The 18,290-nt window shown below is 59.7% G+C and carries 16 protein-coding genes and 2 pseudogenes; 10 read left to right on the forward strand and 8 right to left on the reverse strand.

What is annotated here, in order from left to right; genetic code table 11:
- Window positions 1–284: pseudogene (locus ABIB95_RS45625) on the reverse strand (sulfonate ABC transporter permease); the annotation flags it as partial.
- Window positions 285–300: 16 nt separating this feature from the next.
- Window positions 301–2,280, reverse strand: coding sequence for a carbohydrate porin (locus ABIB95_RS45630; protein WP_354248999.1), 1,980 nt, complete (start codon window positions 2,278–2,280; stop codon window positions 301–303).
- A gap of 828 nt (window positions 2,281–3,108) precedes the next feature.
- Here ABIB95_RS45630 and ABIB95_RS45635 point away from each other — a divergent pair.
- Window positions 3,109–3,375 carry a metal-sensing transcriptional repressor gene (locus ABIB95_RS45635; protein ID WP_085404950.1) on the forward strand — a complete coding sequence of 89 codons (267 nt, stop codon included), beginning with the start codon at window positions 3,109–3,111 and terminating at the stop codon, window positions 3,373–3,375.
- A gap of 499 nt (window positions 3,376–3,874) precedes the next feature.
- On the opposite strand, the gene ABIB95_RS45640 is transcribed toward ABIB95_RS45635, so the two are convergent.
- The 5 genes and pseudogenes from ABIB95_RS45640 to ABIB95_RS45660 form a co-directional block, all read right to left on the reverse strand.
- Window positions 3,875–4,372 (reverse strand): flavin reductase family protein, encoded by a 498-nt coding sequence (locus ABIB95_RS45640; RefSeq protein ID WP_354249000.1) that lies wholly within the window; start codon window positions 4,370–4,372, stop codon window positions 3,875–3,877.
- A gap of 100 nt (window positions 4,373–4,472) precedes the next feature.
- Window positions 4,473–5,983: pseudogene (locus tag ABIB95_RS45645) on the reverse strand (4-hydroxyphenylacetate 3-hydroxylase family protein).
- Window positions 5,984–6,058: 75 nt separating this feature from the next.
- Window positions 6,059–6,697: a MarR family winged helix-turn-helix transcriptional regulator gene (locus ABIB95_RS45650; protein WP_135216851.1), complete on the reverse strand. Its 639-nt coding sequence runs from the start codon at window positions 6,695–6,697 to the stop codon at window positions 6,059–6,061.
- Between the two features lie 37 nt (window positions 6,698–6,734).
- Window positions 6,735–7,499, reverse strand: a complete 765-nt coding sequence (locus tag ABIB95_RS45655; RefSeq protein ID WP_354249001.1) for a maleate cis-trans isomerase family protein — start codon at window positions 7,497–7,499, stop codon at window positions 6,735–6,737.
- Window positions 7,489–8,184 carry an isochorismatase family protein gene (locus ABIB95_RS45660; RefSeq protein ID WP_354249002.1) on the reverse strand — a complete coding sequence of 232 codons (696 nt, stop codon included), beginning with the start codon at window positions 8,182–8,184 and terminating at the stop codon, window positions 7,489–7,491. Before ABIB95_RS45660 ends, ABIB95_RS45655 begins: the two co-directional genes overlap by 11 nt.
- Window positions 8,185–8,236: 52 nt before the next feature.
- Here ABIB95_RS45660 and ABIB95_RS45665 point away from each other — a divergent pair, with 52 nt between their 5' ends.
- From ABIB95_RS45665 to ABIB95_RS45690, 6 genes are all read left to right on the forward strand, one after another.
- Complete coding sequence (locus tag ABIB95_RS45665) at window positions 8,237–9,229, forward strand: polysaccharide deacetylase family protein (protein WP_354249003.1); 993 nt, start codon at window positions 8,237–8,239, stop codon at window positions 9,227–9,229.
- 73 nt (window positions 9,230–9,302) lie between these two features.
- Window positions 9,303–10,175 (forward strand): branched-chain amino acid ABC transporter permease, encoded by an 873-nt coding sequence (locus tag ABIB95_RS45670; protein WP_354249004.1) that lies wholly within the window; start codon window positions 9,303–9,305, stop codon window positions 10,173–10,175.
- Complete coding sequence (locus ABIB95_RS45675; protein WP_354249005.1) at window positions 10,175–11,026, forward strand: branched-chain amino acid ABC transporter permease; 852 nt, start codon at window positions 10,175–10,177, stop codon at window positions 11,024–11,026. The genes ABIB95_RS45670 and ABIB95_RS45675 overlap by 1 nt, the downstream gene beginning before the upstream one ends.
- The gene (locus ABIB95_RS45680) at window positions 11,023–11,784 is read left to right on the forward strand and encodes an ABC transporter ATP-binding protein (protein ID WP_354249006.1); all 762 of its coding nucleotides are present in this window, start codon (window positions 11,023–11,025) and stop codon (window positions 11,782–11,784) included. The genes ABIB95_RS45675 and ABIB95_RS45680 overlap by 4 nt, the downstream gene beginning before the upstream one ends.
- Window positions 11,781–12,554, forward strand: a complete 774-nt coding sequence (locus ABIB95_RS45685) for an ABC transporter ATP-binding protein (RefSeq protein WP_354249007.1) — start codon at window positions 11,781–11,783, stop codon at window positions 12,552–12,554. Before ABIB95_RS45680 ends, ABIB95_RS45685 begins: the two co-directional genes overlap by 4 nt.
- The gene (locus ABIB95_RS45690; protein WP_354249008.1) at window positions 12,551–13,726 is read left to right on the forward strand and encodes an ABC transporter substrate-binding protein; all 1,176 of its coding nucleotides are present in this window, start codon (window positions 12,551–12,553) and stop codon (window positions 13,724–13,726) included. The genes ABIB95_RS45685 and ABIB95_RS45690 overlap by 4 nt, the downstream gene beginning before the upstream one ends.
- A 47-nt stretch (window positions 13,727–13,773) precedes the next feature.
- Here the strand turns inward: ABIB95_RS45690 and ABIB95_RS45695 are convergent, their stop codons facing one another.
- Complete coding sequence (locus tag ABIB95_RS45695) at window positions 13,774–14,838, reverse strand: alcohol dehydrogenase (protein ID WP_028159876.1); 1,065 nt, start codon at window positions 14,836–14,838, stop codon at window positions 13,774–13,776.
- A gap of 185 nt (window positions 14,839–15,023) precedes the next feature.
- Between ABIB95_RS45695 and ABIB95_RS45700 the strand changes: the two genes are divergently transcribed.
- The 3 genes from ABIB95_RS45700 to ABIB95_RS45710 all read left to right on the forward strand — a co-directional run bounded on the left by ABIB95_RS45700 (window position 15,024) and on the right by ABIB95_RS45710 (window position 18,269).
- A complete protein-coding gene (locus ABIB95_RS45700; RefSeq protein WP_354249009.1) occupies window positions 15,024–16,547 on the forward strand; it encodes an aldehyde dehydrogenase family protein in 1,524 nt (507 codons plus the stop codon).
- A gap of 162 nt (window positions 16,548–16,709) precedes the next feature.
- Window positions 16,710–17,438, forward strand: coding sequence for an autoinducer binding domain-containing protein (locus ABIB95_RS45705; RefSeq protein ID WP_354249010.1), 729 nt, complete (start codon window positions 16,710–16,712; stop codon window positions 17,436–17,438).
- 252 nt (window positions 17,439–17,690) lie between these two features.
- Window positions 17,691–18,269, forward strand: coding sequence for an acyl-homoserine-lactone synthase (locus ABIB95_RS45710; RefSeq protein WP_354249016.1), 579 nt, complete (start codon window positions 17,691–17,693; stop codon window positions 18,267–18,269).
- Window positions 18,270–18,290 lie beyond the last annotated feature (21 nt).

Consider the following 18,290-nt stretch of genomic DNA (forward strand, 5'->3'; position numbering starts at 1 on the left):
CGCCGGCTCTTGGCTGCGATCGCCGCGTAGATGAAGGTGAAGACCGTCGAACAGACGATGGCGAGCAGCATCCGTAAGACGGTGCGCAAGGCGTAGAGCGGCAGGTTTGCCGGATCGAGCGAGACCGGCGCGCGCTCGAGCTCGGACAGCGGCGCCGTGGTCTGCTTGCCGCCATAGACGATCAGGACCATGGCGCCGATGACGAGAGTGAGCATCACTACGTCCCAGATATTGGGACGTGCTGCCAATGCGATTGTGGTTCTGCGAATATCCTGTAGCCTCAAGATGCGGTCCTCTCAGTTAGAATTCCGCGTGCAAGCGGCCCGAGAAGATCGAGACCGGGCCGCGATCGGCGTTGTAGGCGGGATTGACGACGAGCTGGTAGTCGGCGGTCATCGTCACGCCCTTGATCACCGAATAGGCGTAGTAGGCTTCGAGGATCCGTTCGGTGCGATAGTTGAGCTGGCCGTCGCCGATCAGGAGGCCGATGCCGCCGGCGGCAAGGAAGTCGCGATGCCCGGCCGACAAGCCGTTGATGGCGCCGCCGATGCCAACCGTGTCGTCCGGCCGTCCCCAGCGGCTGCCCTTGATCGACAGGCCGCCCGAGATGCTGCGGTCGATGTCGGTGAAGGAGAGGATCTGATTCTGGCCGTCGTTCCAACTCGCGCGGGCGAATAGCCCGACGTCGTTGACGATCTGTTGCTCGAGATTGACGTAGAAGCCGTATTTGGAGCGGATGCGCTGGGTTGCGGTGGCGATGTCGTTGATGTTGAGCGCAGGGTTGGCGGCCGCCAGTGTCAGGACTTCGCGATAGTTCGCGCTGTTGCCGCCATTGGCAAAGACGCCGACACGCAATTTGCCCGGCTGCTCGAAGATCGAATGGCGCTCCTCGAATTCGACGACCGCGCCGCCCATCTTGTAGACCAGTGTATCGCTGTTGGGCGCATCGGGGACCTGGAACAGTCCGCCGCGCACCGCCCAGTCCTTGCGATTGAGCTCGACCACGGCGCCGCGCGTATAGCCGGGCAGGTCGGCGGGGAAATCGTACGCCCCCGACGACCACATCGCCCAGTTCATGAAGTCGGCGCGCGGGTCTTTTGCATATGAATTGCCGTCGAAGAAGTCGCCGACGGCAAAGCGGCCGACGATCACGGTCACGCGGTCGATGTCGCGCTTGCCGGCGAGCTGGTTGGGCGCGTCGGCCACCTCTTCCTGCCCGCCGCCGAGGCCGAAGGTCTGCTTGAAGTAGTAGCGCTGCGGACGGATTTTCGGGAACGGCGCGCCGGCCTTCTGGGCTTCGCCGTTGGAGAAGCCGGCAAGTCCGAGCGTGCCGTTGAGACCAAAGCCCTGCGCCAGCTCGGGATTGAAGTAGAATTCGCCGCCGTCCCACAGCCGCGCGCCGAGGAACGCGGTCGTCGTCCACGTCGCCTGAAACTGGCCGCTGCCGGGAAGGCTCTGCGGGCTCGCATAGGGCGAGTGGATCGGCCCGTAGCCCTGCGGCAGCACGGTCGTCTGCGCGTGGACATTCCAGTCGCCGGACTCCGGCAGCTTCGTCTTGCCGTTGATCGGCGCCATCCACGGCGTATCGCCGAAATGATAGTTCAGGCCGAGCTTGAACAGGTGGACGCGTGGTTCGACATCGACATTGGCGAGGCCAAAGCCGCTGAGGTCGTAGGTTCGCCGCGACAGCGCGACGTAGTCGTATTCGGCCTTTGCGGTCCAATTGCCGCTGACAGCGAATTCAAGGCCGAGGCCCGCCGTCCACCCGGTTTGATACTTTCCGACCGGAAACAGCTCCGAGACACCATCGGCATCGTTGATGTTGATATGCGTATGGCCCCAGGCGAAACCGCCGGTGACGAAAGGCATGAAGCGGTCGAAGGCATAACCGATGCGGCCGCGCACGGTGCCGACATAGTCGATCGTGGTGTTGAAGGGGGTCGGTGAGCGTTCATGTGCGACGACGTCGCGCGGACCGGTGAAGGTGGAGTCCGCCTCGATGCCGAGCACGACACGGTTTGCGAGCTGGCGATTGTAGCCAAGCTGGTAGCCGCCGGAGAGGCCGGTCGCGCTGGACGGCAGGATCATTCCCTGCTCGGGCAGCGGGTAGGTGCCGGGCCCAAAGCTCGCATCGCCGTAGCCGAAATGGCCGCCGACATAGAAGCCGGTCCAGTCGTAGAGGGTCTTCGCCGTTCGTGCCTTCAACGGCAGATCGGCGGCATGCGGCTGGGGGCATCCCAAGCCCGTGAGTACGCTTCCAATGGCAAGAAATCGCTTCATTCCAAACCTCCGTGCATCGGCAGCCGCCGATCACTGCTTGCGCCGCTGTCCCAAAGCGAGCCAGGCGCCTAGCCGTCCCAGCCAGCGTGTTCCGGACAGGACCGCTCGAAGACCTTGATGGGAAATCCGTCGCTGACCGTGGAGGATCATGGCGCAATGCAGAGTTCGGCTGGCCATCCGAAGGATGGCCGCCGCCACTAGGCGTCGCAGTCGTGCGAAAAGTGCCTTGATCATCGGGCTCACCATCGGCGACGGCTTACGCGCCAGATCCAATCCAGGATGTCTGAAGCGGCTCAGACGCCGACCATTGGCGCGGCAATCCTGGTGCCACGATCATCTCCTCGGACCAATGGCAGACCAGTCCATCGTCGTCCGTCGACCAGCGGCAGAAAAGCCGCGGGCGGATCGATCGGCCAACGTTGTGGACGCGTAGATTGTCGTTGGCGGGAAAGGGACCGCTTGCTCTGCGCGCAAAGCGGCAAAGTCCGCGCAACTGAATTCGTGCGATTACCTTCAACATCGCTCACCTCCACCTCCGCATGACGCGGCAGGTCAGTGAGCGGAACGAGACCGCCTATTTGCGGCCGTAATTCCTATCGCTGCCGCCGCTTTCGCGGACGCTTATGTTCTGCGGCTGCGTTGCTCCTTCGGGGAGCGCGGCGCCATAGGTGGTACTGCCCATAGCTCTTCGTCTGGTTGTGATCCGTCGGGAACGGAATGTTCCAGACGGTGACTGGCCCAATATGCCTGCGATCGCGCGGAGTCAAGCACATCGTTCTATCCTCCAGGGAGGATATGACGTATCCTCCCCGGAGGATAGGAGATGCCATGAAAGATCATCCTCACAGCTCGATTGCCCGCCGCCTGAAACGCGCACATGGCCATCTCGAAACGATTATAGAGATGATCGAACAGGATCGGCCTTGCGCCCAGATCGCCCAACAATTGCAGGCGGTGGAAGGAGCGATCGAGAACGCCAAAAAGATGCTGGTCCACGATCATCTCAGTCATAGTCTTGAACGATCCTTCCCCGCCGCGGGGGCGAAGGGCAGGGCGACGCTCAAAGAGTTCAAGCTGCTGGCGAAATACCTCTGAGGCCGTTGACGGATCCTTCGCAACGTCAGCACGCCCCTGCGGGCCTCACCGGCCATTTGAGCGCGACGACGCTGAGAGCACTCGCTATTTCGCTGCCGGCCTTCCCAAGGTGGGGACCGGCGAAGTTTGGATCCCAAGCATGGATGACCAGCAACAGGGCGCACGCGAACGCTACGTTTGAGAACGGCCCCGCGATTAGAATGGCTGCACGCCGTGGAATCGAGAAGGCGACCGATTGAGGGGCGAGTGTTCGGCTTTGTTCGCTTGAGAGACTCGGGTCCGTCAAAGAAGCCGCACGTTGACCGAACAGGCAGAACCAAGGCCCGAATCGTGCCTGATCCATCGGAAAGTCGATCGATCGTTGGACCCAGTCCAATGGTCACGACCACTGCATGATGCCGAAGGCGCGGGCAGCAAGCAGATGGCCAAGCTCATGGACGACCAGGGCGCAGTATCCGCCAATAGCGAGCAAGGGGATCTGCCACATGCCAATCGCCTTCTACGCGCATTGGTCTTTTTGAAGTGACCAATAACGGCCTCTCTGAAAGACCAGGGGGTGTCGGGACGTTCTCGGGCTTTCGTGAATGGCGAGCACCCGAGAGATGAAGAGTTCGTGGTCCCCGCCGTCGTGTCGGGCATATTGTTCGCACTCCAGCGCGACCAGCACGTCGGGAAGGAGTGGGGTACCAAACTGTCCATCGATCGCGGATATGTCGTCCCATTTGCCGGATTTTGCGCGCGCAAAGCGATCGGACAGATGGCCCTGCTCTTCGCCGAGTACGTTTATGGCGTACCGACGGCATAACCGCCATTTGACCAGGCTCGCAGCTTCGAGGTGAATGCTGAAGGCTACGAGAGGAGGAGTTAGCGATACCGAGTTAAACGAACTCATGGTCATGCCCAGTCGCTCGCCCTCGTCGGTCGTTGCGGTTACAACGATGACTCCGGTCGGGAAGTGGCCAAGCGCATCACGGAACTGTCGATTGTTGAAAGTCATGGCTATACTCTCTCAGGTCGGCTGCAGGTGTCTGCGCTTGGCAAGCGTGGTTCGTATCTTGCTTCGAATCGCCTTGCGGACTTGGCAGATCAGGCTCCTGCTATTCAGCAAGGATCGCGGCCTCGATTTGCTGGGTATGGTGAAATGACGCGCTGTTCGCGGGCAGGTCGTAGCTAGCCATCAGCTTGTCGACGGTCTGATCAAGCGATGCCCAGGGTGCGAGCCTCATGCTATGGGCCCGAACGAGGAATGGCGGCCCCGCATAGAAGTTCTCATATTGAACGTGTCGGGCCCCGAACTCCGAGGCCAATAGATCCCAGGCCAGCTTGTAGAGCTTCATCCGATCCAGCGCGCTCTCATGCTCAGTCGACCAATAAGTCTCAAAAAGAGCGTTCATTTGATCGTTTCCGACGATTGAGATGTCGGCTGGCATCTGGAAGATGGCGCCGCCCATCAACTCTCTTACGGTCGCGCAGATCAGCCCATAATTGTCCTGGCACCAGCTGAGAGCGGCGTACATGTAACGCTGATTGACCACGACATACCGTCGCCAACGGGCTGATGATCGGCGACCTGGCCAGCGATCAAGCCGGCGATCGTCGCCTCCATGGCCGCAAGTTTTCCGAGTGTCTCCTGAACGGCGGGAATTCCGCGGACGCCGGCAGATTTTGCAATCTTGTTCGCAAGCCCGACGATCAATTGAAGTTTTGCCCAGAAGCGTACGTTCGATTGATGGTTTCCGAAGTAGTGCCCACCCGTTTCCATGTAGATCGCGCGACTGAGGTCGACGTTTCCGATCGTGAAGACGCGTGACCATGGGACTTTCACGTTGTCGCAGACGAGCATGCAATCGCTCTCGTCAAAGCGAGAGGAGAGGGGGTAGTCGAATGTGTTCGGTGCGGCCTGCTCCATCGATCGTCGCGACCAGAGCGATAGTCCCGGCGCATTGGCCGGTACCGCACAGGTCACGGCTTCCTTGATCCGGTCAGGGGCTAGTGGCGTCAGGTTACCGATCCAGATCTCGTCGCAAAACGCGCCTCCGGTCGCGAGTGTCTTCATGCCGTGGAGAGTGATCCCCTCGTCGTCCGTGGCCGAAACATGAAGTGCCGGCGACTTGAAGAACGACGAGCCGGCGTCAGATGAGTAGTTGCGCGCGCCCTGAGGAGGGTGGGTCGCATAGCTGACATAGAGATCGTTGTCGCGGATGTAGGTGTAATAGTCGAGGAGGTATTGTTTGAAGCCATGGTTCGGAACGTCGAACACTTCGGGCCGACAGGTCATCCCGGTAATGAAAGATCCAACGTGATCTGGGGATCGACCGAACAGTCCGTAGCTGGCATCGGCCCACGCTTTGTGCCCGGCCGTGCGGAATTCGAGGTCTTGGCGGCTACGCGGCTGCTTAAAATAGAAACTATGACGCTGACCGCCTTCCGAGAAGGAAAGTCGATCGAAATGATCCGGATTACATTTCAGATCGAACAGGCGCGCGAAGCTTTGAGCCGAATTGCGGAAGGCAGGATGGGTGGTCACGTCATCAACGAGGTGGCCACCGAGGTAGATCTTGCGGCCGTCTCTCAGCGATCGAAGATAATTGGCGCCGGTCCGAAGCATTTTTATCTCTCCAAGGTTAGTTAGGTAAACTAAATAAATAGATGGGGCCTTGGAGTCAAGCAGGCTTCCTTGGGGTTATCGCGCTGCTGTCCGTCGCCGACGCTTGGTTGGCTGGCGCAGCGCAGCCTCGCGTTGGTCTGCGGCGACATCGTTCAAGACCGAAATCGCGCTCTCGGCACGAGAGATCAAGACGCTTAGCTCGTTGGAATAGGTGAGGGCGCTATTGCTATCGAGGTGCCCGTAGAGCGCGTCATTGACCATTTGCTGTATGGGCGCAATCGCCGAAAGCGAGGACACGCCCTTATCGGTAAGTTCGAGAAAGCTGACCCGCCTATCCTCTGGATTGACGACCTTGGCCAGATAACCCTGCTCGACGAGGTCGGCGATCTCAACGCTTGCATAGGCGTCCGTCACATGCATCTCGCGCGCTGTCGATCTGACGGTCCATTGCTGCTTATCAGTCAGACGTCCCACGGCCTGCATGAGCACATACTGAAAAGTGGAAAGGCCGACCAGAGAGGCAAATCCGCTACGAACGGTCTCAAGCAGGCTGGAAAGCACGAAATGCTGATGGGTGATCCTCCGCACCAGCATGTCAGTCCCATCGACCATGAGCGTGGCGCGGGAAATCGTCGGCGGTAGTTTGGGGGCGCGAGGCCGGGTGACTGCCGCACCTGGCTTGGCCTTCGATACGCGCTCCCTCGACTTTGTCATCTCAACTGTTCCTCAGAAGGCCGTAGCGTACGAATCGCTATCGTGCCGCCCGCGCGGGCCAATCGTCGATTAGCATGCTTTGGCCCATGCCAACAGGGAGAGCGGCCTTGTGGCCAATCGCCTTGAGGACCGCCCAGCCGAGGCAAAGATTGGAGGAAAGCACCGGCTTGCCTGTGGCGCGGACGATGTCTGGTATGGCCCGCAAGGTCGGGGCGCCAGTGCCGGTCAGGACAATCGCGTCGGCCGAGTGCCAGTCCAGGTGCAGGACCGCTTCGACAACCTTGGAGGCGCGTAGCTTATATATGTTAAGCGTGTCACTGGAGCCGAGGTCAATTCCCCCTTTCGCCGTCAGATCAAAGCCGGCCTGTGACCAGAACGAGAATGATGCCTCCTGCAGCCAGCCCGGGTAGGGTCCAAAGAGGGCAATGCGCCGCGCCCCGAGCTCGGCGAGAGCAAGCTCAATGGCTTCGGCCGAAGAGAGAATAGGGTAGCCATATAGCCGGGAGAGCTGCTCGAACTTCCGGCGCACCTCGTCATGACCCAGCAGGTAGGTCGTTGCGGTGCAGGCGAAGCCAAAGGCTCCGAGCCTGATTGCGCCAAACCCCTCGAGGCTCTCCCCCAGATTGAACAAATAGTCTGAAAACCTCTTCCGGGCGTCGACGGGATCACCGCGGAGCCGTGTGGTGAGGCTCAGCACGTCCGGTGGCATAAGTGCGGCCATTTCAGGCTCTACGGTCGGATTGGACTGTGGCGGGGCGAAGCCAACAATGCCGCCGGATCCGTACTCAAAATCATTGGACATCGTCGCGCTCCGTCAGCCTCTCAAGGGATTTAAGCAGGTCGCTGGTTGGAAGTACGTCAGCGTATTTCTGGGCCATGTCGAACAGGTTCACACCATGAGCGATCGAGCTGCGGTCGTAGACACACTCCTGCGGCACGGCGACGTGAAAATTGTAGGAGAAGGCGTCGACCACGCTGGCGCGGACGCAGCCTGACGTCGTGCAACCCGTCATGATGAGGCTGTCGACCTTGAGGTCCACGAGATGGCTCACCAGAGTGGTGCCAAAGAAGGCGCTGGGTTGTTTCTTCGGTATCAGTATATCGCCGTCGATCGGCGCGACTTCCCGGACAAAGCGGTAGCCGACGGGCGGAATCGTCATGATCGAGGGGACTTTTGCCGCAAGCCGGCCGCCGTCCTGCAGGACCTTCGGCGCGACATGTGGAAAGAGGACGGGCCAACGTTTCCTTCTAAATAGTTCCAGCACTGTGCTGATGTGCTTAACGGCCTGCCATGCGACCTCGCCGCATGACGTCGGATATTCCTCGACCGCTTGCCAAAACGGCAACGGCAACGAGCCGGTCGTTCGATACTGCACGTCGATAATGAGAAGCGCAGGCCTGCGCCCCATGCCCGCCGAGCGGCCGAATCCGGCTGCATCGTAAGCTCGTCGATCTTCGTCAGTGATGATGCCGTCCCACGGTCGCACGTCAGATCTCCTTTATAAAATTAGTTTGCAAAATTAAATATCGTCGGATAGCGTGGCGGTCAATAGAGGAAGCGAGGAGGGCCCATGGCCAAGTTTGATACAAAGATGGATCGTTATCCGTTCGTGCCAATCACACAGCGGCCGACCTACGATTGGCCCGGTGGCAGGAGACTTGCCGTTTATTTTGCAATCAATATCGAAGCATTCGAGTTCGGCCGAAACCCTGGACCGGACTTCACGACCATGCCGGCTCCGCCGTTTCATCGCGGCTATGCTTACCGCGACTTTGGTAATCGGGTTGGTGATCTGGCGCCTGATCGATCTCTTCAAGGAGTTCGACATTCCGCTCTCGGTGCTCGCCAATACCGCCGTCTACGATGCCTATCCCGAGCTCATGGCTGCGTTTCGACGGCGGGGCGACGAGTTCGTCGGTCACGGTCGCACCAATTCGGAGCGGCAGATCGACATGACCGAGGCCGAGGAACGCGACATGCTGAGAGAGGTTCGGCTCCGCTTCGAAAAGGAAGAGGGGGCGGCGCCGCAGGGGTGGCTCGGACCCTTCATCTCGCAGAGCACGAAAACTCCAGAGCTGCTGGTCGAGCAAGGCTTCGGCTACATGCTCGACTGGTTCTACGACGAGCAGCCGCAGCTGTTCAGAACGGATCTCGGCCCCATTCTCAGCGTGCCGTATCCATCTATGGAGCTGAATGATCTGCCGGCCGTCTTCAATAGAAGGGTCAGCGACGCCGAGTTTGCCGATCTTCTGGTCGATGCTTTCGATCAGCAATTGCAGGACTCCGAGAAATATCCGCTCGTCTTCTCGGCCGCACTCCACACCTTTGTCATGGGCCAGCCGCACCGAACCCGAAAGTTGCGGCGCGCGCTCGCGCACATCGCCTCCCACCGCGACAAGGTCTGGATCACGACGGCCGGCAAGATAGCCGCTCATGCGCTCTCGCTGCCCAAGGGGACGCTTCTCAGCCCCGAGATCGCAGGGACGGACATTTCGCCTGAGCATTCATCGTATCGCGCAAGCGGCGTCTGATCTCCCGGGAGCTGCTCGATATGGTGAAGCGATATCTCGATAAGTCTGCCTCGATCGAAATAACGGAGCGGCCATGATTGCTCAGCAAATTGTTAATGGCCTCATGCTCGGGGGCGTGTACGTGATGGTCGCCGTCGCCTTTACGCTGGCGATCGGTGTTCTCAACTTCCTCAATTTTTCTATTCCTGGCATTTTCATGGTTGCAGGAATGGTTTCGTGGGCCGCGCTGAAGAGCGGCCAGCACTGGCTGCTCGCGTTCGGCTTCGCGCTAATGGCGAGCGCCGTCGTGGGAGTCGCCGTCTATTTCCTGACTTATCGGCCGAGCAGCGACAGCGACCCGGAGGTTCCTCTCGTCAGCTCATTGGGATTCCTGGCTCTCCTCGAGAACCTGATCGTCTTGTGGTTGGGATCTGATCAACAATCCTATCCCGCGATCATTGCGGATTTTAATTTCAGAGCGGGCTCGATCATCGTCGGCGGAGCTCAGTTTCTAAGTCTGGCACTTTCGCTCGCGTTTGTGATCGCACTGTCCCTGTCGTTGCGGTTCACGAACCTCGGGCGTCAGGTCAGGGCGATCGCCGAAAGCCGCCGCACGGCATCGATTCTCGGTGTGAATGTCGGCTCCGTCGTCCCCAGAGTGTTCGTGCTGAGTGCGCTGTTTACAGGCGCCGGTGGCATCCTCTTCGCGATTAGCTACCTGCAGGTGTCCTCGTCCATGGGGGAGAGCATCGGGTTCAAGGGTATCAGCGCAATGATCATTGGCGGCATGGGCAACATCTGGGGAGCGGTCGCTGGCGGCCTGCTGATCGGGCTCGTCGAGATATTGTCGACGCAGTTCCTTGGTGCCGACTTCGTCAATATCGGCGTCTACGGCTTGCTCCTGGCTTTGCTGATCATAAAGCCTGACGGGCTTTTTGGCATGGCCGTCGCCAGGGAGAAGCTCTGATGTCGGGCTATCTGACCGGGCTCATCGTGCTTCTTGCCCTCAACACCATCGCCGCTTACGGCGTCTACCTGCCCATGGCCGCGGGACAGCTCAATCTCGGAATCGCGGGATTCATGGCGATCGGGGCCTACGCTTCTGCATATCTCACCAACGTGTGCGGATGGCCGGCCCTTGCCGCTATAGCGGCTGGCGGGGGGACAGCGGCAATTCTGGCGTTCGTGGTTGCGATGCCAATCCTAAGGACCCAGGGCATTTATCTGTCCCTTGCGACCTTTGCTTTGGGACAGGTCATCTGCGCGATAATGCTTAATCTGGAAGTTGTCGGCGGTGCCGCCGGCTATCCCGTCTCGACCCACATCGAGGCCTCTACGGTCGTCGCCGTGACGGTGGTAGTCGTCTCGCTCGTATATCTGATGTCGACGACACGAGTGCCGATCTATCTCGCGGCCGTGAAGAATGATCCATTGGTCGCCGATCTCCTGGGCCTGAATGTCAAGGCCCTTGGTGTCGCCGCACTGACGGCTGGCGCGACCATCGCCGGCGTAGGCGGGGCACTCTATGCGCACTACTTCAACTACGTCGAGGCGCAGTACTTCGGCGTGATGCTGAGCACCTACACCGTGCTCTACGTATTGCTCGGAGGGACCCAATCAGTTTTGGGGCCTCTCGTCGGTGCCGCGATCTTCACGATTGTGCCGGAAGCACTGAGGTCCAGCTCGCAGTGGCGATATGCGATCTTTGCACTTTTCATCATCCTCTTCATGGCCCTGCGTCCGCAAGGGCTGATCACTCGTGGACTGACGCGTCGGCGCGCGCAGGCCGCAGTACAGGGCGGAACCACCGCGTCATGACCATGCTCCTTTCGATGCAAAATCTATCAAAAGCATTCGGCGGTCTCGAAGTCGTTCGCGAACTCTCCTTCGACGTGCCGGAGCGAACAGCAACCGCACTGATCGGTCCCAATGGTGCCGGGAAGACGACCGTCTTCAACCTCATCAGCGGTGTGTACCCGGTCACTTCGGGAAGCATTCGGTTTCGCGGCTCGGATATCGTGAATCTTCCGTCACGCTATCGGATCAAGCGCGGAATCGCTCGCAGCTTTCAGAATATCCGCCTGATCCCCCGTCTGTCAGTGATCGATAATCTGCTCATCGGCCAGCACGTCACACTGACGCGGCCTTTCGATGTGATGCGGCCATTTCGATTGGTTCGGGATCACGAGTGGATCTGCGCGGCCAAGGCCGAGCTTTCGGCGTTCGGTCTAGGTCAGTATGCCGATGAACCCGTAGGTCTGCTCCCTTACGGGATCCGCAAGCGCGTGGATCTCATCCGGGCAACCCTGTCGTCGCCCTCGGTTTTGATGCTCGACGAGCCGGCTGCGGGTCTCAATGCATCGGAAACACGCGAATTGCATAGCCATCTCGATATTCTGAAGGAGCGGGGAGTAACCCTTCTCGTGATCGAGCACGACATGCAGTTCATCCGATCGGTCTGCGAGAAAATTGTCGTGCTGAACTTTGGCTGCAAAATCGCAGAAGGATCATTCGACCAGGTGAGGACGGATGAGCAAGTTCGTGAAGCTTATCTTGGGGCGGAGCAGGCGGCATGAGCGGATTGATCCTCGACATTGAGCAAATGTCGGCGTGTTACGGGCGGGTCGAGGCGCTCATCGGTGTTTCGCTGCAAGTCGCGCATGGTGAGATCGTGACCGTTGTCGGTGCAAATGGGGCCGGCAAGAGCACTCTGCTCCATTCAATTCTCGGAATGGTCTCGCCAGCGAATGGCAGGATTACTTTCGCCGGCGCGGACATCACCCGCTGGCCGATTCACCGTCGCATCGACACCGGGCTCGTTCTCGTGCCGGAGGGCCGGCGGATCCTGGTGTCCATGACGATCGAAGAAAACCTGCTTCTTGGCGCCCATATGCGGCAGGACAAGACTGCCGTACGGCGTGAGATCGATGGCATCTATGATCGGTTTCCAAATCTCGCGCAGCGCCGAAATCATGATGCATCATGCTTATCTGGTGGGGAACAGCAGATGCTTGCGCTCGGCCGCGCAATGCTGGCGAAACCACAACTCCTGATGATGGATGAACCATCGCTCGGCCTGTCACCCTTGTTTGTCTCGAAGCTGTTCGAGCTCATCCGGGAATACAATCGCGAGGGGCTCAGCGTGCTGCTGATTGAGCAGAACACCGCAAATGCTCTGAGGATCGCTCACCGCGCGACAGTGCTGGAATTGGGCCGAGTGGCCGTCGAGGGGAATGCTGCCGCCATCGCTGGCAGCGCTCGCCTTCAGGAAGCCTATCTCGGCGGCGCGGCTCGCGAGGTTACGGAGATTGATCACAAGAGGAAGTCAGCAGGGAGGCGTTCATGAAATACAGAAGAATTCTGGCGGGAATCGTAATTGCAAGCGCGCTTGCGTCGGCGGCGTATGGGCACGAAAGGGAGTTGGTCATCGGCTTGTCGATGGCCAGGACCGGTACGTTCGTAAGTGTGGCGAACGCAAACGAAATTGCCGTCGATATGGCCGTTGACGAGATTAATCGCGCTGGCGGCGTCAACGGATCCGCAATCCGGCTCGTGAAATTCGATACGGCCGGTGACCCCAAGCAATCGGTGCTCGCGGTGGAGCAGTTCGCTCGTGACAACGGGGCCCTTGCCATCGTCGGCCCATTCTCGTCGAGCGAGGCGCGCGTGGCATTTTCGGCCGGAGAACGGCTCGGGATCGTCCAGATGTCGATGTCATCTTCCGCACCTGGAGTAGCGGCCCCATTCAAGTATGCTTTCCGCAATACTGTCGATGAAGGCCTGGTCATCGAGATGGTTCTCAAGGCCATGCGCGCCAAGAATCTCAGCATGGGGACTGCGGCGATTGCGTACGCGACCGACGACGCCGTATCCAAGGCGGTCGGCACCACGGTGCTGCCGGAGGCGCTGATTAAAGTCGAAGTCCCCGTCGGCGGATTCGTCGATTTTCCGTACAAGGCGTTCGACATGTCGGCTCAGGTCTCGAAGCTCGCCCAGCTGAAGCCCGATATCGTCGGCGTTGGGGCTCCCCCCGAGGCCATGATCAATCTGGCCAAGGAGATGAAACGGCAGGGCGTTAGCGCTCGCCTGTTCGCAGGCACGACGGTCGGCGATCCCGACTTGCCGGTCCGGTTTGGAGATGCGGGCGAGGGGACGATCATTGGCTCACCCTTCTATAGCGATCTCAACGATGCCGTCCGGGCCTTTGCAAGGTCATTTGCGACCCGGGCAGAAGCCGCCAAAATCGGCCGGACGGTGCCAAATCAGACTGATATATCCAGCTACGATATTGTCTACCTCTATGCGGAGGCCATGAAGCGCGCTGGCGTGACGGGCGAGCCGTCCAAAATCGCTGCTGAGCGCACCGCTGTCAGGGACGAACTGCGGAAAATGAAGGATTACCCGGCTCTCGGTGGAAAAATCACATTTCGGGAGAATGGTGACGCGATCAAGCCCATTTACGTACTTGAGGCCAAAGGCGGACACTGGACTCTGTTTGATCAGCGTACCGGAGATTGAACACGGCTGGACGGTGCCCGATCGTCGGCACCGTCCAGCCACTGCCATTACGACGGATGATCCGGCACCAGGACAGCTCGTCCGACAACGCGGCCCTCCCTGAGATCGGACAGTGTCTCATGAGCCCGATCAAGCGGCCTGGTCACAATCGGCATTTGGTCCACGCCTGTCCGCACCAGACTCATCAGCTCGATCAGATCTCGTCGGCTACCAACGAATGAGCCGGACACCGTAATGGCCCTTAAGGGCATTGTTGCCAGCGATAGCGTGCGCTCGCCGCCAAAGAGACCGACGATTACATAGATTGCGCCCTTGGCGAGGGTCGCCATGGCGAGATCCCATGAAGCCGGCGATCCGACGAAGTCGATGATCGCATGAATGCCTCCCTGGGCGCTCTCGGCAAGGAGTTTGGCAAAGTCATCTTTCGTAGGATCAAGAGCCGCAATGGCACCCGCTGCCAGCGCCGCACTGCGCTTATCGGGATCAATGTCCGCGACGATCGCGCCGGACCGCCCCATCGCTTTCAACAGAGATAGGCACATCAGGCCGAGCCCGCCGGCCCCGACAATCAGGATCGGCTTTCCCAGGCGGTCGGGGCCGAGCTTCTTCAGGGCGGAATACGCCGTCAGCCCCGAGCACGCATAGGGCGCAGCCTGCTCCGGCGGGATCGCAGGAATATCGATGAGGTATCGGGGGTGGGGGACCAGGACGTGGTCGGCATAGCCGCCTGGTCGCAATACGCCTAGATATTGTGGAGTCGGACACAGATGCTCGTCGGAGCTCTTGCAGACCTGGCACTCTCCACATCCAAACCAAGGATAGACCAAATAGGTTCTGCCCATTTCAGCGAGACGCATGGCGTCTTCGCCCGCCGCAACCACCGTGCCAACGACCTCGTGGCCCATGGTGTGCGGCAGCTTTTGTCCCCGGTCGGACATCTTCATCATCTTGCCCCCGCCCAGGTCATAGCCGCCTTCCCAGATATGAAGGTCGGTATGGCAAACGCCACAGGCGTTGACCCTGAGAAGGACTTCGTTGCCCTTCGGGACGGGCGTAGATGTTTCGACGCATTCGAGGGGAGCCCGGTATTGGGTGAGCGCGAGACTTTTCAAATGTTCCTCCGTTGTGAGTGAGCCTGAACGACGCCTTGCCCTTTTGCCTTCAGCCGCCGCGCGTCGATCTTCGTGCTTTCGATTTCACCTTTGACGTCGTGATGCGAGTCGCGGTCCGATTGACATCCAGGTGACGCATCTATAGCAATATAGTTAGGTTGGTTAAATAACTAAATGAGGCTGAGATGTTTGAGAGGGCACTGAAGAATTTCGATATCGGCTTTCTGAATTCCGGGACGTACGCGCATGGCGACGGATGGAGCCCGACCGATGGCAGGATCCCGTTCGATGCGGTCGACCCGGCTCAAGACAAGGTCGTAGCCCAAATCGCTGGCGCCAACGAGCGCGACTACGAGCGCGTCATTCGCTGCGCTCAGGCCGCGCAAACCGAGTGGGCAACCGTTCCTGCTCCGAGGCGAGGAGAACTGGTCGGGCGGATAGGTTCACTTGCTGCAGAGTACCTTGACGACCTTGCTGCGCTCATCGTCCTCGACACAGGCAAGGCGATTGGCGAGGCCAAGGCCGAAATCCGCGAAGTCATCGACATGGCTGCGATGGCGGCGGGTCAATCGCGCATGATGTATGGTTTCGTTCAACAATCGCAGCGCAGCAAGCACCGAATGTACGATCAATGGCTGCCGCTGGGCGTCGTCGGCGTCATCACAGCCTACAACTTCCCGGCATCGGTCTGGGCCCAGAATGCCTTCCTTGCTGCTATCGGAGGCAATACGGTCATCTGGAAACCTAGTCCAAAAGTGCCACTCACCGCGCTTGGCCTGCAGCAGATCTGCAATATGGCGATGAACGAGCTCGAGCTCGACGGTGTCTTCTCGCTTTTCATGCCCGGCGATAACAGTGTAGCGGAGCTGCTCATCCACGATAAGCGCATCGCTTTGGTATCGTTCACCGGATCAAGTGCCGTTGGCCGGAGGGTTGCAGACGTCGTGGGCAGCACGTTGGGCCGCCGCTACCTGCTCGAATGCTCAGGCAATAACGGATGTATCGTTGACCAGACCGCTGACCTCGCGCTGGCCGCGCGGAGCATCGCCTTCGGTGCCGTCGGCACGACCGGCCAACGCTGCACGAGCACAAGACGCGTCATTGTCCAACGTTCGGTCGCGAAACCTCTGATCGAGCTCTTGAAGCAGGCCTTTGGTCAGATCACGGTCGGCGATCCCAGGGAGGAGGGAACGATTGTCGGCCCCCTGGTGGACCGCGACGCAGTGATGCTTTTTGAAAGGGCCGTTCGAAACGCAAGGGATGCTGGAGGAAAGGTCATCTTTGGTGGAAAGCGTATCGATCGTCCCGGCTACTATGTCGAGCCAACGCTGATTACAGGCCTACCTCACGACTTGCCTTCTGTTCAGAAGGAAACCTTTGCTCCGATCCTCTATGTCTTTATCTACGATACGCTTGAGGAGGCCATTCATATCAACAACAGCGTACCTCAGGGGCTCTCGTCAGGCATTCACAGCACGGATCTATCCAATATCGAGCTGTTCCTGTCTGCCGCGGGAAGCGACTGCGGCATCGCAAGGGTCAATATGGGGACGACCGGCGCCGACATCGGCGCTGCGTTTGGCGGCGAGAAGGAGACCGGCGGCGGACGCACTGCTGGCTCGGATGCCTGGAAGGGCTACATGCGAAGACAGAGCGTGTGTGTCAATTGGGGAGGGCTGTCTCCCTGGGATGCCTGCATCCGTCTCTAAATTAGCAAGCCGACTTGGGCTGCGTTGACGTCAAGAATTGGCCTCAAGCCGTCGCGGCTTGAGGCCGTGGCTCGTATGCGCGCAGACCGAGTTTCGGGCTCAAAGAACGATCCCTGAGGGATCAACCGGTCGCGTCAGCGCAACAGTCGGATCCAGCCCATCATGAACTGGACGGAGAACATCTTTCAGGAGTTTATTGACGCCCTTCAGACGGCCATGGACGAGGACGAATTCGAGCGGATTGCCACGCGAGCATCCCATGGTCTCGGCTTTCGCTGGTTTGCCTATCTCAGCATTGTCGACAGCTCGCTGAAACTGATCTCGTCCTACCCGAAATCCTGGACGAGCCGATATCTGCGCCACCGCTATCATCGGCTCGATCCGGTCGTGCTCCGCGCAAGAGCCGAACACGCGATGTTCACCTGGGGAGCATCGTCCGGATCAACCCGTCCAAGAAACCGTGAGCAATCCCGCTTCTTTGAGGAAGCAACGGGATTCGGGATCAAGTCCGGAATAACGGTGCCGATCAGGGCAGGGTTCGGCCGCATGGCGGCCTTTACGGTCGCGACCGATGATGCCCTGATGGAGCCGGACCTCCTGCTTGCGACGTCGAATGACATCGTGCAACTGCTCGGGCTCTATTTCCATACGCATCTGCGTGGGCGAGCCCCCGCGAACCAGACACGGCGGGAGGGCCAGATCCTCAGCCAGCGCGAGCGCCAATGCCTTGCGTGGGCCGCTCTCGGCAAGACAGTGTCCGAGACAGCCGTGCTTGTCGGCGTCACCGCGCGCACAGTGGCATTTCATCTCGAAAACGCACGCCGCAAGCTCGACGCGGTTTCGATCACCCATTGCGTTGCGCTGGCGATCCGGCGACGGCTGTTGCCCTGACGCAACGAGGCATCTTCAGATCCCTATATTGACGCGCCAGCGCGTATCGCAATCCGCTATCTTGTGGAAAAATTGACGCTGAGTTGGCTCTCGCTGGCGTAAGCTTCTGTTTGGTTGTGAACCTGTCAAATAACACAGGCGCTGCTTGCGCCGCTCTCTGGTTTGGTGGGCTTTCCCTCAACGGAGCTTGCCATGCACGCTGTTACTCTCGATCATCGTCAAACCGGATCCCAACTCGACCTCTTGGTGCAGATGTTCCGCCTGCGCCGTCGTGTTTTCAGGGATCGTCTGGATTGGACGGTCTCGGTCTCCGGAGATCTGGAGATCGACATCTACGATGCGCTGGCACCGACCTATGTCTTGGTCGTCTCCGACGACTATGACGTCCTGGGGTGTGTGAGGCTGCTTTCGACCACCGGTCCCACCATGCTCGCGGACACGTTTCCAATATTGCTTGGCGACAAAGAGGCGCCGAGGAGCGAGCTCATCCTGGAGAGCTCGCGGTTTTGTGTGGATACCGATCGAGCCATTGAGCTTGGCCCACACGGATTCAATCGTGCGACGTTCGTACTGTTCGCGGCAATGCTCGAAACGATGCGGGCGAAAGGTGCAAACGCAATCGCGACCGTTACGGACGTGCGGATGGAGCGCATCTTGAGACGCGCCGGCTGGCCGCTGGAAAGGCTGACGGAGCCGCGCAAGCTAGGCCAGACAAGCGCGCTTGCGGGATATCTCCGGGACTCCGATTTGGCGCTTGAGGCGATGTACCGCCAAGCAGGGCTCGAAGGGCCCGTCGTGCGCAATCAGCCCGAAGGCCGCAAAGCCGCGTGATCGGGCGCGGCACCGCGCGTC

The sequence above is a fragment of the Bradyrhizobium sp. LA2.1 genome, from assembly GCF_040547725.1.
GTDB classification, from domain to species: domain Bacteria; phylum Pseudomonadota; class Alphaproteobacteria; order Rhizobiales; family Xanthobacteraceae; genus Bradyrhizobium; species Bradyrhizobium barranii.

What these genes read in the sequence shown, in the direction of transcription:
- ABIB95_RS45700 (WP_354249009.1), top strand. Translation starts at nt 15,024, where the DNA reads ATGTTTGAGAGGGCACTGAAGAATTTCGATATCGGCTTTCTGAATTCC.
- ABIB95_RS45655 (WP_354249001.1), bottom strand. Translation starts at nt 7,499, where the DNA reads ATGTCCAATGATTTTGAGTACGGATCCGGCGGCATTGTTGGCTTCGCC.
- ABIB95_RS45640 (WP_354249000.1), bottom strand. Translation starts at nt 4,372, where the DNA reads ATGACTTTCAACAATCGACAGTTCCGTGATGCGCTTGGCCACTTCCCG.
- ABIB95_RS45710 (WP_354249016.1), top strand. Translation starts at nt 17,691, where the DNA reads ATGTTCCGCCTGCGCCGTCGTGTTTTCAGGGATCGTCTGGATTGGACG.
- ABIB95_RS45685 (WP_354249007.1), top strand. Translation starts at nt 11,781, where the DNA reads ATGAGCGGATTGATCCTCGACATTGAGCAAATGTCGGCGTGTTACGGG.
- ABIB95_RS45690 (WP_354249008.1), top strand. Translation starts at nt 12,551, where the DNA reads ATGAAATACAGAAGAATTCTGGCGGGAATCGTAATTGCAAGCGCGCTT.
- ABIB95_RS45630 (WP_354248999.1), bottom strand. Translation starts at nt 2,280, where the DNA reads ATGAAGCGATTTCTTGCCATTGGAAGCGTACTCACGGGCTTGGGATGC.
- ABIB95_RS45670 (WP_354249004.1), top strand. Translation starts at nt 9,303, where the DNA reads ATGATTGCTCAGCAAATTGTTAATGGCCTCATGCTCGGGGGCGTGTAC.
- ABIB95_RS45705 (WP_354249010.1), top strand. Translation starts at nt 16,710, where the DNA reads ATGAACTGGACGGAGAACATCTTTCAGGAGTTTATTGACGCCCTTCAG.
- ABIB95_RS45635 (WP_085404950.1), top strand. Translation starts at nt 3,109, where the DNA reads ATGAAAGATCATCCTCACAGCTCGATTGCCCGCCGCCTGAAACGCGCA.
- ABIB95_RS45680 (WP_354249006.1), top strand. Translation starts at nt 11,023, where the DNA reads ATGACCATGCTCCTTTCGATGCAAAATCTATCAAAAGCATTCGGCGGT.
- ABIB95_RS45650 (WP_135216851.1), bottom strand. Translation starts at nt 6,697, where the DNA reads ATGACAAAGTCGAGGGAGCGCGTATCGAAGGCCAAGCCAGGTGCGGCA.
- ABIB95_RS45675 (WP_354249005.1), top strand. Translation starts at nt 10,175, where the DNA reads ATGTCGGGCTATCTGACCGGGCTCATCGTGCTTCTTGCCCTCAACACC.